General features: G+C 73.0%; 13 protein-coding genes. 9 read left to right on the top strand and 4 right to left on the bottom strand.

Features of this window, described 5'->3' with window-relative positions; translation table 11 throughout:
- Positions 1-200 precede the first annotated feature (200 nt).
- The 4 genes from KBY47_RS26000 (at position 201) to KBY47_RS25985 (ending at position 3,176) form a co-directional block, all read left to right on the top strand.
- Positions 201-530: a TlpA family protein disulfide reductase gene (locus KBY47_RS26000; RefSeq protein WP_374103108.1), complete on the top strand. Its 330-nt coding sequence runs from the start codon at positions 201-203 to the stop codon at positions 528-530.
- Between the two features lie 115 nt (positions 531-645).
- Positions 646-1,155, top strand: a complete 510-nt coding sequence (locus tag KBY47_RS25995) for a flavin reductase family protein (protein ID WP_210924855.1) — start codon at positions 646-648, stop codon at positions 1,153-1,155.
- Between the two features lie 218 nt (positions 1,156-1,373).
- Positions 1,374-2,159, top strand: a complete 786-nt coding sequence (locus KBY47_RS25990; protein ID WP_210924853.1) for an electron transfer flavoprotein subunit beta/FixA family protein — start codon at positions 1,374-1,376, stop codon at positions 2,157-2,159.
- A gap of 54 nt (positions 2,160-2,213) precedes the next feature.
- Positions 2,214-3,176 (top strand): electron transfer flavoprotein subunit alpha/FixB family protein, encoded by a 963-nt coding sequence (locus tag KBY47_RS25985; protein ID WP_210924850.1) that lies wholly within the window; start codon positions 2,214-2,216, stop codon positions 3,174-3,176.
- Positions 3,177-3,235: 59 nt separating this feature from the next.
- On the opposite strand, the gene KBY47_RS25980 is transcribed toward KBY47_RS25985, so the two are convergent.
- Complete coding sequence (locus KBY47_RS25980) at positions 3,236-4,141, bottom strand: endonuclease/exonuclease/phosphatase family protein (protein ID WP_210924849.1); 906 nt, start codon at positions 4,139-4,141, stop codon at positions 3,236-3,238.
- Between the two features lie 193 nt (positions 4,142-4,334).
- On the opposite strand from KBY47_RS25980, the gene KBY47_RS25975 reads away from it, so the two are divergent.
- Together KBY47_RS25975 and KBY47_RS25970 are read left to right on the top strand one after the other, a co-directional pair.
- Positions 4,335-5,639: an aldolase/citrate lyase family protein gene (locus tag KBY47_RS25975; RefSeq protein WP_210924847.1), complete on the top strand. Its 1,305-nt coding sequence runs from the start codon at positions 4,335-4,337 to the stop codon at positions 5,637-5,639.
- Positions 5,640-5,730: 91 nt separating this feature from the next.
- A complete protein-coding gene (locus tag KBY47_RS25970) occupies positions 5,731-7,449 on the top strand; it encodes a serine/threonine-protein kinase (protein ID WP_210924845.1) in 1,719 nt (572 codons plus the stop codon).
- Here the strand turns inward: KBY47_RS25970 and KBY47_RS25965 are convergent.
- Together KBY47_RS25965 and KBY47_RS25960 are read right to left on the bottom strand one after the other, a co-directional pair.
- A complete protein-coding gene (locus KBY47_RS25965; RefSeq protein ID WP_210924922.1) occupies positions 7,395-8,222 on the bottom strand; it encodes a hypothetical protein in 828 nt (275 codons plus the stop codon). The two genes, KBY47_RS25970 and KBY47_RS25965, sit on opposite strands and share 55 nt — an antisense overlap.
- A 50-nt stretch (positions 8,223-8,272) precedes the next feature.
- On the bottom strand, positions 8,273-9,310 hold the full coding sequence (locus KBY47_RS25960) for a LacI family DNA-binding transcriptional regulator (RefSeq protein ID WP_210924843.1): 1,038 nt from the start codon (positions 9,308-9,310) through the stop codon (positions 8,273-8,275).
- Between the two features lie 213 nt (positions 9,311-9,523).
- On the opposite strand from KBY47_RS25960, the gene KBY47_RS25955 reads away from it, so the two are divergent.
- The 3 genes from KBY47_RS25955 (at position 9,524) to KBY47_RS25945 (ending at position 12,163) form a co-directional block, all read left to right on the top strand.
- Positions 9,524-10,474 (top strand): ROK family protein, encoded by a 951-nt coding sequence (locus tag KBY47_RS25955; RefSeq protein ID WP_210924841.1) that lies wholly within the window; start codon positions 9,524-9,526, stop codon positions 10,472-10,474.
- A gap of 262 nt (positions 10,475-10,736) precedes the next feature.
- The gene (locus tag KBY47_RS25950; protein WP_210924838.1) at positions 10,737-10,958 is read left to right on the top strand and encodes a hypothetical protein; all 222 of its coding nucleotides are present in this window, start codon (positions 10,737-10,739) and stop codon (positions 10,956-10,958) included.
- Positions 10,959-11,110: 152 nt separating this feature from the next.
- Entirely contained in the window at positions 11,111-12,163 is a 1,053-nt protein-coding gene (locus KBY47_RS25945) for an NUDIX hydrolase (RefSeq protein WP_210924836.1), read from the top strand.
- Positions 12,164-12,223: 60 nt separating this feature from the next.
- On the opposite strand, the gene KBY47_RS25940 is transcribed toward KBY47_RS25945, so the two are convergent.
- Entirely contained in the window at positions 12,224-13,579 is a 1,356-nt protein-coding gene (locus KBY47_RS25940) for a dipeptidase (RefSeq protein ID WP_210924835.1), read from the bottom strand.
- Between the last annotated feature and the right edge of the window lie 119 nt (positions 13,580-13,698).

The following is a 13,698-nucleotide window of genomic DNA, read 5'->3' as shown; positions in this document are numbered from 1 at the left end:
GAAAGTTACGCAGCCGTAGGTTTACGGCATCTCGCAGATCGTGCCCCAAGAACGTACGGGTAGCCAGCCCTGGTGCCGGTGAACGGGGAGATCCTCGTCACGTCCTGTGCCCGCGAACCGGGAATCATCGCGGCGCCGGGGACGCTGTACGGGGGTGGTGACCTGAGAGGTGAACGAACGTGGTGGAGCGGACGGTGCCCGTGCCCGGCGGTGAAAACCGGTTGCAATCAACCGAATTGGGCGGGGAACTCGGCGAACGTGCCACGCTCGTGCAGTTCTCCAGCGCCTTCTGCGCGCCCTGCCGCGCCACCCGGCGGGTGCTCGGGGAGGTCGCGGCCATGGTTCCGGGTGTCGCCCATGTCGAGATCGACGCCGAGGCCCGGCTGGACCTGGTGCGTGCCCTCGACGTCCGCGGGACGCCGACTGTACTGGTCCTCGATGCCGGGGGCCGTATCGTGCGGAGGGCGGCCGGACAGCCCCGTAAGGCGGACGTGATCGCCGCGCTCGGAGTGGCCGTGGGGGAGTCGTGAGGCCGGTGAGTCGTCCAGCCGGGAGGCCGGTGAGCCGTCTCCCACATCCCGGGACCAACTTGACTGCACACACCACCTATCGTCACTCTGACCGTATGCTGCCGGAGATCACTCCATGACGGCCACCTCCGACCTCGGTGCCCATCGGCTCGCCTCACCCGACCTGCTGCGTTCCGCCTTCCGGCGGCACGCCGCCGGGGTCGCGGTGATCACCGCCCGTGGTGAGACGGGTCCCGTCGGCTTCACCGCCACCTCCCTCACCTCGGTCTCCGCCGACCCTCCGATGCTCTCCTTCAGCGTCAGCGCGGGCTCCTCCAGCTGGCCCGCGATATCGGGCGCCGACCACGTCGGCATCCACATCCTGGGCGAGCACCAGAGTGACCTGGCGGCCACCTTCGCCCGCAGCGGCGCCGACCGCTTCGCCGCCCCCACCTCCTGGCGCGAGGGCCCGAAGGGCGTCCCCGTGCTGGACGGGGTGCTCGCCTGGCTGGTGTGCCGGGTGGTCTCCCTGGTGCCCGCCGCGGGCAACCGCATCGTGCTGGCCGAGGTCGCCCTGGGCGATCCCACGGGCACCGGCCGCCCGCTCCTCTACCACCAAGGACGCTTCACCGCGCTGCGGGATTGATCACCGCCCACCCCGGTCTGCGAAACCGTCCGGTTCCGGTTACGCTGCGTTGCGAAGGTCACAGTTCAAAGCGCTTGCTTAGCGGGAACGAACTGGGTGTACTGACGAGTAATATTTCGGTTGGAGCGCGGACCGCCCCGACCGGGATCGGCCGCTTGGGGCGCCTATGCTGCCTGCAAGAGGCAGCCGAGAAATGACGATGCAGTAGGAGAGCCGGCGTGAGCTTGAGGATCGTTGTCACTGTGAAGTACGTGCCCGACGCCACTGGCGACCGGCACTTCGCCGATGACCTGACCGTCGACCGCGACGACGTGGACGGCCTGCTCTCCGAACTGGACGAGTACGCGGTCGAGCAGGCGCTCCAGATCGCGGAGGACGCCGACGACGCCGAGGTCACCGTCCTCACGGTCGGCCCGGAGGACGCCAAGGACGCGCTGCGCAAGGCGCTGTCGATGGGCGCCGACAAGGCGATCCACGTCGAGGACGACGACCTGCACGGCACCGACGCCATCGGCACCTCCCTGGTCCTGGCCAAGGCGATCGAGAAGGCCGGTTACGACCTGGTCATCTCCGGCATGGCCTCCACCGACGGCACCATGGGCGTCGTCCCCGCCCTGCTCGCCGAGCGCCTGGGCGTCCCGCAGGTCACGCTGCTCTCCGAGGTCTCCGTCGAGGACGGCACGGTCAAGGGCCGCCGTGACGGCGACGCCGCCTCCGAGCAGCTGGAGGCATCCCTGCCCGCGGTCGTCTCCGTCACCGACCAGTCGGGCGAGGCGCGTTACCCGTCCTTCAAGGGCATCATGGCCGCCAAGAAGAAGCCGGTTCAGTCCTGGGACCTGTCCGACCTGGACATCGACGAGGACGAGGTCGGCCTGGAGAACGCGTACACCACGGTCGACGCCGCGGCCGAGCGCCCCGCGCGCACCGCGGGCACGATCGTCAAGGACGAGGGCGAGGGCGGCAAGCAGCTCGCTGAGTTCCTCGCGGGCCAGAAGTTCATCTGAGCCCCAGTTCGCTGACCGCCCCTCATCTTTCGCAAGCAGGAGAGAAGAAGTCCCATGGCTGAAGTTCTCGTCTACGTCGACCACGTGGACGGTGCCGTCCGCAAGCCGACCCTGGAGCTGCTGACCCTCGCCCGCCGCATCGGCGAGCCGGTCGCCGTCGCGCTCGGCAACGGCGCCGCCGACACCGCCGCCGCGCTCGCCGAGCACGGCGCCGTGAAGGTCCTCACCGACGACGCCGCCGAGTACGCCGACTACCTGGTCGTGCCGAAGGTGGACGCCCTCAAGGCCGCCTACGAGGCGGTGTCCCCGGCCGCGGTGCTGGTGCCGTCCTCCGCCGAGGGCAAGGAGATCGCCGCCCGCCTCGCGCTGCGCATCGGCTCCGGCATCATCACCGACGCCGTCGACCTGGAGGCCGGTGACGAGGGTCCGGTGGCCACCCAGTCGGTGTTCGCCGCCGCCTTCACCACCAGGTCCCGGGTCACCAAGGGCACCCCGGTCATCACCGTCAAGCCGAACAGCGCCGCCGTCGAGGCCGCCCCGGCCGCCGGCGTGGTCGAGGCCCTGAGCGTCACCTTCTCGGCGCAGGCCACCGGGACGAAGGTCACCTCGCGCACGCCGCGCGAGTCGACCGGCCGTCCGGAGCTGACCGAGGCCGCGATCGTCGTCTCCGGCGGCCGTGGCGTCAACGGCGCGGAGAACTTCGCGATCATCGAGGCGCTGGCCGACTCCCTCGGCGCGGCCGTCGGTGCCTCGCGCGCCGCGGTGGACGCGGGCTGGTACCCGCACACCAACCAGGTCGGCCAGACCGGCAAGTCCGTCTCGCCGCAGCTGTACATCGCCTCCGGCATTTCCGGCGCCATCCAGCACCGCGCCGGTATGCAGACCTCGAAGACCATCGTGGCCGTCAACAAGGACCCCGAGGCCCCCATCTTCGACCTCGTCGACTACGGCGTCGTCGGCGACCTCTTCGACGTCGTCCCGCAGCTCACCGAGGAGATCAAGACCCGCAAGGGCTGATCCCCCCTCCGCAGCTGTACGAGGCCCTCGTGACCGTCGCCGGTCGCGGGGGCCTTCGCTCATCTAAGGGTGAGTGCGACCTGCACCGGCAGATGGTCGCTCGGGAACCGCCCGCCGACGGAGAAGGTGTTGATGTCGGCCCGGTGCACCGTGACGCCGCGGGAGGCCAGGATCCAGTCGATGCGGTCGCCGTCGGGGACGAGCGGCCGGTAGCCGTGGAAGGTGCCGTACAGCGGGCCGCGTTCGGCGGCGCTGTCCCAGGTGTCGGTCAGACCGGCGGCCAGCAGGGTGTCGTGGACCGGGTCGCGGTGCGCGGGCACGTTGAAGTCACCCGTGACCAGCAGGGGCAGGGCGGGGTCGAGTCCGTCGATCCGCTGGACGACGAGCGCGGCGGCACGCGCGCGTGCGTACTGGCTGGCGTTGTCCAGATGGGTGTCGAGGACGTAGAACTCCCGACCGCCGTCGCCCAGGTCGCGGAAGCGGACCCAGGTGACCATCCGGATGGAGCCGCCGCCCCAGGTGTTGGAGGCGATGACGTCGGGGGTGTCGGAGAGCCAGAAGTGGTCGTACTCGACCGGGGCGAGGCGCCGGGTGTCGTAGAAGACGGCCATGAACTCATCACGGCTGCCGCCCGCGCGGCCGGTGCCGATCCAGTCGTAGGACGTGCCGAGGTCGTGCTCGATGTCCCTCAGCTGCTGGTAGAGGCCTTCCTGGGTGCCGAGCACATGGGGGCGCTCGCGGCGCAGCAGCTCCCGGGTCACGGGTCTGCGCGCGGCCCAGCTGTGGGGTTCGGCGGTGCTCGCGAAGCGCAGGTTGAAAGACATCACGCGCAGGCGCCGGTCGCGGTGCTCGGCAGCCGAGGCGGCGGGGGCGGACAGTGCTGTACTGGACAGGGGCAGGGCGGCCGCCGCGGCCAGGGCGGTCCGCAGGCCCAGGCGGCGTGTGACGCGGCTGTGGATCGGCACAGGGGGCTCCTTCCTCCAGTCTCCTCCGTCTCACAGCCTTCTACCGCCGCATGAGGTGGGCGTGAACATGGCGAAAGTGCGGAGTGGCTCCCGGGGGAAGCGGTGTTGACCGGCGGGAAGGCGGGCGGATAACTTCATTCAACGGATTGTTGATTCCGTACTGCGGAAAACGGCGCAGCAGGGAGGAAGTGGAATGGGTCAGGGCCAGCAGGAGAGGGTGCGGAGGAGCCTCGCGGGCACCGTCAGCGAGGAGATCAGCGCCTCCCTCGCACCGGTCGACGCCGAACTGGAGCGCCGCTACCCCGGAGACCCCGGCACCCGCCAGCCCGTCCACACCGTCTACGTCCCCGGCGACGCCTTCACCGCCGATACCGTCCGCACCTGGGGCGAGCGCGCCCTCGCCGCCCTGGACGAGCACGCCCCGGACGCCGCCTCCCTCGCCGCCGTCCTCGGACTCGGCGACGACCTGGCCGGACCCGTGTACGCGCGCGTGCGCGCCAAACTGGAACGCGAACCCGTGGAGGACCTGCGCGTCGACTTCGAGGACGGCTACGGCCCCCGCCCCGACTCCGAGGAGGACGAGACGGCCGCCCGCGCGGCCCGGCTGATCGCCGAGGCGCACTCCGACGGCACGGCGCCGCCGTACATGGGCATCCGCATGAAGTGCATGGAGGCCGCCGTCCGCGACCGGGGCATCCGCACCCTCGACGTCTTCCTCACCGGCCTGACGGCCGCCGGAGGGCTGCCCGACGGGCTGGTCCTGACCCTGCCGAAGGTCACCTACCCCGAGCAGGTCACCGCGATGGTGCGGCTCCTGGAGGCCTTCGAGAAGACGCACGGCCTGGAACCCGGACGGCTCGGCTTCGAGATCCAGATCGAGACCAGCCAGGCCATCCTCGCCACCGACGGCACCGCCACCGTCGCCCGGATGATCCAGGCCGCCGAGGGCCGCGCCACCGGACTCCACTACGGCACCTTCGACTACAGCGCCTGCCTCGGCGTCTCCGCCGCCCACCAGGCCAGCGACCACCCCGCCGCCGACCACGCCAAGGCCGTCATGCAGGTCGCCGCCGCGGGCACCGGCGTACGCGTCTCGGACGGCTCCACCAACGTCCTGCCGGTCGGCACGACCGAGAACGTGCACGACGCCTGGCGGCTGCACTACCGCCTCACCCGCCGCGCCCTCGCCCGCGCCTACTACCAGGGCTGGGACATGCACCCCGGCCACCTCCCCACCCGCTACGCCGCCGTCTTCGCCTTCTACCGCGAGGGCTTCCAACAGGCCGCCGCGCGCCTCGCCCGCTACGTCGCCCACGCCGACGGCGACGTCATGGACGAGCCCGCCACCGCCAAGGCCCTCAGCGGCTATCTGCTGCGCGGCCTGGACTGCGGGGCCCTCGACCTCGCCGAGGTCGCCCACGCGACCGGACTGACCCGCGCCGACCTGGCGGCCTTCGCGGCACCCCGACGCGGCGACCTCACCGCCTCCACGCCCTGACCGGGCCGACCCGCGGTGCTGTCACCGACGACCCGTAACCTGTACGGCACGCACGGACGTGACGGTACGGACGACGGGGAACGGTGCAGGGGTGTCATCGGGGGAGCACGGGCAGGGACACGGGCGCGAAGAGGAAGCGGGACGGCTGCTGGCCGGACGCTACCGGGTCACGGCCCGGCTGGGCCGCGGCGGCATGGGCATCGTCTGGAGAGCCGTCGACGAGGTCCTCGGCCGCGACGTCGCGCTGAAGGAACTGCGCACCTACACCGACGCCGCCGGACCCGAACTCGACGACCTGCGGCTGCGGATGCGGCGCGAGGCCCGCGCCGCCGCCCGGGTCAGGCACCACGGCGTGATCGCGGTCCACGACATCGCCCAGGTCGACGGCCGCCCCCTCATCGTCATGGAACTCGTCGACGGACCCTCCCTCGACGACGTCCTCGCCGAACGCGGCCCCCTCGACCCGCGCGAGGCCGCCGACATCGGCGCCAAGGTCATGGACGGCCTCGCCGCCGCCCACCGCGCGGGCGTCCTGCACCGCGACGTCAAGCCCGGCAACATCCTGCTCGACCGCTCGGGCCGGGTCGTCCTGACCGACTTCGGCATCGCCACCATGGACGACCCGGGCGACGGCTCCGCCACCCACCTCACCCGCAGCGGGGAGATCGTCGGCTCCCTCGACTACCTGGCACCGGAACGCGCCCAGGGCGGCGACCCCGGCCCCGCCTCCGACGTCTGGGCCCTCGGCGCCACCCTGTACGCCGCCGTCGAGGGAGCCTCACCCTTCCGCCGTACGTCGACGTACTCCACGCTCACCGCCATCGTCTCCGAGCCCCCGCCCGAGCCACGCCGCGCCGGAGCCCTCGGCCCGGTGCTCCGGCAGCTGCTGGAGAAGCGCCCCGAGGCGCGGCCCGACGCCGAGCGGGCCCACGCCCTGCTCCGGGCGGTGGCGGACGGCGTCCAGCCCGACCGGCCGACGACGACCCTGCGGGCCGTGGAGCCCGAGCCGGTGCGGCAGGAGACCGAGCGCGTCGCCCCGGCGGTGCCGCCCGGCTTCGGGGCACCCGGCTCCGGACCGGGGACGCGGGGCCCGGCCGCTCCCGGCGTCCCCACGGGCGGACAGCCGCCCCAGGGCACCGCCCCCACCAGCCCGATGAACGGCCCCGGCCCCGTGACGGCCCGCCGCAAGGGCCGCGCCCTGCTCGCCGCCGCGGCCGTCACCGTCCTCCTCGCGACGACCGGCATCACCGTCGCCCTGCTGAACAACCCCGGCGGGACAGCGCCCGAAGCCGCCCCCGTGTCCCCGTCGGCCACCGCGTCCCAGGACGCCTCCGACCGCCCCTCCGCCTCGCCGTCCGACCGCACCGGACCCGACGGCGCGGCGGAGTCCGAGCCAGGCGTGGAGGCCGGGGAGCGCGGCCCGGCCGCATCGCGGGAGGCCGACGCCGATCCCGCCGGCCGGGCCACCGCCTCCACCCGGCCCAGCCCGTCACGGACCTCCGCCGAGCCGGACCCGACCACGGCCGCCCCCGCATGCCACTCCATCGGCGGGGGCAAGTACAACTGCCAGGTCTGGCGCACCGCCACGTCCTACACCGCCTCCGGCACCGAGGCCGGTGTCCTGAGAGCGGGCACCAACTACTTCCACTGCCAGCGGAACCTGGGGCGCCGGGAGACCCACGGCGAGTGGACCAACGTCTGGTGGGGCAGGACGGACGACGACAGCGGCAACGCCGACGTCTACGTCAGCGCCGTCTACATCCAGGGCGGCGACAACGACGCCCCGGTCCCCGGACTCCCCGTCTGCTGATCCCGTACGTACCGCTCCAGGCCGGACGCCGTCACCAGGTCCTCCTCCACGAACAGCCGGGTGCCCCGGGCGCACAGGGCGCGGTCGGCGCGGGCGCGGGCGCAGAACTCCTCGGGTGTCGCGCCGAACAGCTCCCGCAGCCGCGGCAGCCTCAGCAGCAGTTCGCCGAGCAGCGCCCGCTGGCCCGGGTGGCCGCGGGGCACGCCGGTGCCGTCGTGCAGCACGCCGTGCTGATTGACGTACACGTGGGCGCCCGGGAGCCGCTCGCCGCCGTCGAGTTCGATCGTGACCCGGGAGGCGGGCAGCCAGGCGCGCCGGTAGTTGCCGTCCGGCAGCTGTACGCCCTCGCTGGCGTCGATCACCGACAGCTGCCGGGCGTCCAGCCAGATGACGAACAGCTCCCGTACGGTCCCGGGCGCGGCGACGGGTGAGGCGCTGACGTAGCCCATCCGGCTCACATGGGCGGAGACGCCCACGTCCACGCCGGTGACCCGGGCCCTGACCATCGGCACGGGGGAGTCGATGCGGAACTGGGCCATCTTGTGGCGGAGCTGGCCGGGGCTGGCGTTGGAGCCGATGGCGAGGACGGGGGTGCGGTCCTCGTACACCCGTCGGGTGAGCGGCAGGAACCGGTCCCCGTCGAGCAGCCCGGACTCGGCGGGCCAGGCACCGGGATACGTCAGCGGGTGCTCGCGGGGCGCCGCGGCCAGCCCCAGCGCCTCCAGGGTGCGGTCCTCGCCGGGCGGCGCGGTGGTGGGGTCGTGGGGATGCAGAGGGGTTCTCCGGTTTCCGGGGCCGATGGAAGAGGCACGGGCCGGGCCGGTCAGTCGGCCGGCGGCAGTTCGCCCGAGCCGCGGGTGATGAGCCGGGTCGGCAGTTCTATCCGCTCCGGCAGGATCAGCGAGCCGTCCAGCTGGCGGAAGAGACGCTCCGCCGCCGTACGGCCGAGGGCCGCCGCGTCCTGGGCGACGACCGTGACACCCGGCTGGAGCAGATCGCCCAGCTCGATGTCGTCGAAGCCGACGAGGGCGACCGGCCGGGTGTGCTCGGCGAGCACCCGGATCACGGTGACCGCCACCCGGTTGTTGCCCGCGAAGACCGCGGTGACGGGCTCCGGACCGGTGAGCATCTCCTCGGCGGCCCGGCGCACCCGCTCCGGGTCGGTGACGCCCAGGGACATCCAGGAGTCCGCGACGGCTATGCCCGCGCCCTCCATCGCCGCCCGGTAGCCGCGCAGGCGCTCGGCCGCGGTGTGGATGCGGGGCATGTCGCCGATGAAGCCGATCCTGCGGTGCCCGTGGGCGATCAGATGCGCCACGCCGTCGCGGGCGCCGCCGAAGTTGTCCGACAGCACCACGTCGGCGTCGATCCGCCCGGCCGGGCGGTCCACGAACACGGTGGCGACGCCCGCCTTCAGCTCGGGCTCCAGGTAGCGGTGGTCGTCGCCCGCCGGGATGACGACCAGACCGTCCACCCGCCGGGCGCACAGCGCCAGCACCAGTTCCTGCTCACGGTCCGGGTCCTCGGCGCTGGAGCCGTTGATCAGCAGGGCGCCGTGCGCGCGGGCCACCTCCTCCACGGCCCGGCTCAGCGGTCCGTAGAACGGGTCGGCGAGGTCCTCCAGCACCAGGCCGATGCTGGCGGTGCGGCCTTTGCGGAGCACCCGCGCGCTGTCGTTGCGGCGGAAACCGAGCGCCTCGATGGCCTCCTGGACCCGGCGCTCCGTCTCCGGCGTGACCCCTGGCTCACCGTTGACGACACGTGAGACCGTCTTCAGTCCGACTCCGGCACGTGCGGCTACGTCCTTCATGGTCGGGCGGTTTCCGTAGCGGCTCTCGGACCGGCGGTGGGTGTCGGGCACGTTTCGGCGTCCTGTCCTGTGGTCCACGGGGATGCGTCGGCCCGTGGTTTGTATGAGGATGTGGCGTCGAGCATAGAGCCTGGACAACGTTGTCAGGCGCGGGAGACACTGTGCGGTGCCAACTCCGGCCCACGCCCCACCGATGGACCGGCCTGCCCTTTTCCCATGGTTGAGGGGGAGAACTGACATGGTTGACGGGGAGAGCTGACATTCATGCACACCGATCTCGTGGCCGCACTCGACATCGGCGGTACCAAGATCGCCGGGGCGTTGGTCGACGGCCGCGGCCGGATCCTTTCGCGGGCGCAGCGGCCCACGCCCGCGAAAGAGGACGGCGAAACGGTCATGCGGGCCGTCGAAGAGGTCCTCGGCGAGCTGTCCGCGTCGCCGCTGTGGCCCCGGGCGGGCACCGTCGGCATCGGCAGCGCGGGCCCGGTGGACGCCTCCACGGGCACCGTCAGCCCCGTGAACGTGCCGGGCTGGCGGGACTATCCGCTGGTCGAACGGGTCCGGGCGACGACCGGGGGCCTGCCGGTCGAGCTGATCGGCGACGGCGTGGCGATCACCGCGGCCGAACACTGGCAGGGCGCCGCGCGCGGGCACGCCAACGCGCTGTGCATGGTGGTCTCCACCGGCGTCGGCGGCGGCCTGGTGCTCGGCGGGCGGTTGCACCCCGGGCCCACGGGCAACGCGGGCCACATCGGGCACATCAGCGTCGATCTCGACGGCGACCCGTGCCCCTGCGGCGGGCGCGGCTGCGTCGAGCGCATCGCCAGCGGCCCCAACATCGCCCGCCGCGCCCTGGAGGGCGGCTGGCGTCCCGGCCCCGACGGTGACGCCTCCGCCGCCGCGGTGGCCGCCGCGGCGCGCACGGGCGACCCGGTGGCGGTGGCCTCCTTCGAGCGGGCCGCCCGCGCGCTGGCCGCCGGGATCGCCGCCACGGCGACCCTCGTCGAGATCGACATCGCCGTGATCGGCGGCGGCGTGGGCAAGGCGGGCGACATCCTCTTCGACCCGCTGCGCAAGGCCCTCGCCGACTATGCCACGCTCTCCTTCGTCCAGCACCTGACGATCGCCCCGGCCCGGATGGGCACCGACGCGGGCCTGGTGGGCGCGGCAGCGGCGGCGCTGATGGGCCGGGAGAGCGCGGCGGCGGGGGTGTGACGGGGGGCGGGACGACGTCGTACGGCTGCCTCCCGGGCAGCCGTGACCGGGGACGGGGCGTGGCCGGGGGCAGCCGTGACCGGGGTCTGGGCGTGGCCGGGGGCGGGCTTGAGTCGGGGTCTGGGCGTGGCCGGGGGCGGGCTTGAGTCGGGGTCTGGGCGTGGCCGGGGGCGGGCTTGAGTCGAGGCCTGGGCGTGGCCAGGGGCGGACCGTGGCCGGGGCAGGCCGTGACCCGGACACGGTCGGCGCAGTTGGGCCGGGCATGAAGAAGCGCAGCATGCTCGCCATCGCCTCCCTCGCCACCGGGTTCGTCGTCGCGGCGGTCACCCCGTCCCACGCCGTCGTCGACCAGCTGGGTGCCGTCGACAAGCTCGGTGCCGTCGACATCGACAAGGCCCTCGGTACCGTCGGCGAGACCCTCGGCAAGGACAGCCTGGCCATGGACGACGGCCGGGACGACACCGGTGGGCGGAAGAAGGGCTGACCGGACTGACCAGCACGAGAGCCGATCCGACAGGCGCCGGGCCCCGTCACGGGGCCCGGCGCCTGTCGCCTTCGCACGCCCTCAACTGCGGCTGGTTTCCGTGGCAGGGTGGAACGGGCAAGCCACAGGGGTCCAAATGAAGAGGGGGAAACGTGATCGTTGTTTGGATCAACGGCGCGTTCGGTGCGGGGAAGAGCACGACCGCACGGGAACTGATCGAACTGATCCCGAACAGCACGCTCTTCGACCCCGAGGTCATCGGCGGTGCGCTCACACAGCTGCTGCCGGCCAAGCACCTCGCCGAGGTCGGCGACTTCCAGGACCTGCCCATCTGGCGGCGGCTCGTCATCGACACCGCCGCCGCGATGCTCGCCGAACTGGGCGGCACGCTGGTGGTTCCCATGACCCTGCTGCGCCAGGAGTACCGCGACGAGATCTTCGGCGGTCTCGCCGCCCGCCGGATAGCGGTACGGCACATCCTGCTGACCCCGGCCGAAACGATACTGCGGGAGCGCATGGCCCTCCGTGAGACACCCCCCGACCTCCCCGACGGCGACCTGCGCACACGGCAGTGGTCCCACGACCACATCGAGCCCTACCGCAGCGCCCTCGCCGGCTGGCTGACCGCCGACGCCCACCCCGTCGACAACGGCCGCCGCACGCCGTACGAGACCGCCGCCCGCATCGCCGAGGCCGTCGCCTCCGGTGCCGTGCCCGCCTGCGACATCGTGCAGTCGCCGGAACCCACCGCCGAGACCGTCGCCGCGGGCGTCCTGCTCTTCGACGAACACGACCGGGTCCTGCTCGTCGACCCCACCTACAAGCCCGGCTGGGAGTTCCCCGGCGGAGTCGTCGAACGGGGCGAGGCACCCGCCCGCGCCGGGATCCGCGAGGTCGCAGAGGAGACCGGCATCCACCTCGCGGAGGTGCCCCGACTGCTCGTCGTCGACTGGGAGCCGCCCACACCTCCCCGCTACGGCGGACTGCGCCTCCTCTACGACGGCGGCCGCCTCGGCCCCGCCCAGACCGCGGAGCTGCTGCTGCCCGGCCCCGAACTGCGCGGGTGGCGCTTCGTCACCGAGGAGGAGGCCGCGGACCTGCTGCCCCCGGTCCGCTTCGAACGGCTGCGCTGGGCGCTGCGGGCCCGCGAACGGGGCGCCGCGCTGTATCTGGAGGCCGGGATACCGGTGGGGCCCAGGGCGTGAGCCGCAGCGGGCGGGGCGGGACCGGCTGGAGAGTCCGGCCCCGCCCCGCCCGCTCACGCCTCAGCTCGCCGCGTAGTTGCGCAGGAACAGCGCCTCCGCCACCGACAGGCGCTCCAGCTCCTCCGGCGACACGCTCTCGTTCACCGCGTGGATCTGGGCCTCCGGCTCACTCAGGCCGATCAGCAGGATCTCCGCCCGCGGGTAGAGCGCCGCCAGGGTGTTGCACAGCGGGATGGAGCCGCCCTGACCGGCGTACTGCATCCGCTGCCCGGGGTACGCCACCGCCATCGCGTCCGCCATCGCCTGGTACGCCGGGCTGTCGGTGTCGGCGCGGAACGCCTGACCCTGCCCGACCTGCTCCACACTCACCCGCGCACCCCACGGCGTGTGCGCCTGGAGGTGGGCCGTCAGCAGCTTGGTCGCCTCCGCCGCGTCCACGCCCGGCGGCACCCGCAGACTGACCGACGCCCGCGCGCTGGCCTGCACCGACGGCGTGGCGCCGACCACCGGCGGGCAGTCGATGCCGAGCACCGTGACCGCCGGGCGCGCCCAGATCCGATCCGCGACGGTCCCGGAGCCGATCAGCTCCACCCCGTCCAGCACCTTGGCGTCCGCACGGAACCGCTCCTCGTCGTACTGGATCCCCTCCCACGAGGCGTCGCCGGTCAGCCCGTCGACGGTCGTCGAACCGTCCTGGGCGCGCAACGAGTCCAGTACGCGGATCAGCGCGGCCAGCGCGTCGGGGGCGGCGCCGCCGAACTGGCCGGAGTGCAGGTTCCCCGCCAGCGTGTCGACCTTCACCCGCAGCAGCGTCATCCCGCGCAGCGTGGAGGTGACCGTCGGCAGACCGGCGCGGAAGTTGCCCGAGTCGCCGATCACGATCGTGTCGGCCTCCAGCAGCTCCGGGTGCTGTTCGGCGTACCGCTCAAGACCGCCCGTGCCCTGCTCCTCCGAGCCCTCGGCGATGAACTTCACGTGCACCGGTATGCCGCCGTCGGCCTTGAGCGCGCGCAGCGCCAGCAGGTGCATGATCACGCCGCCCTTGCAGTCGGCGGTGCCGCGCCCGTACCAGCGTCCGTCGCGCTCGGTCAGCTCGAACGGCGGAGTCGCCCAGCCCGCCTCGTCCAGCGGCGGCTGCACGTCGTAGTGGGCGTAGAGCAGCACGGTCCTCGCGCCCTCGGGGCCGGGCAGATGGCCGTAGACCGACTGGGTGCCGTCCGGAGTGTCGAGCAGGGCGACGTCCTCGAAGCCCTCGGCGCGCAGCGCGTCGGCGACCCAGCGCGCCGCGCCCTCGCTCTCCACGCGCGGGAACTGGTCGAAGTCCGCCACCGACTTGAAGGCCACCAGCTCGGCCAGTTCGGTCTTCGCCCTGGGCATCAGCGAGGCGACGGTCTCGGCGACCGGATTCGACGACATGGGCACGCTCCTTGTGGGTGCGACGTTGTACTGCCAGGTAGCTGTCCCACCGCCCCGGCCGTCCGGTGAGCGGACCGGGCGTCGTGGCAGGCGGACGCCGCCGATCCTCCCACAACGGC

Source organism: Streptomyces sp. B93, from assembly GCF_018070565.1.
Lineage (GTDB): Bacteria > Actinomycetota > Actinomycetes > Streptomycetales > Streptomycetaceae > Streptomyces.
The sequence above is the reverse complement of the archived record's forward strand: the minus strand, read 5'-3'. Positions and strand labels throughout refer to the sequence as shown.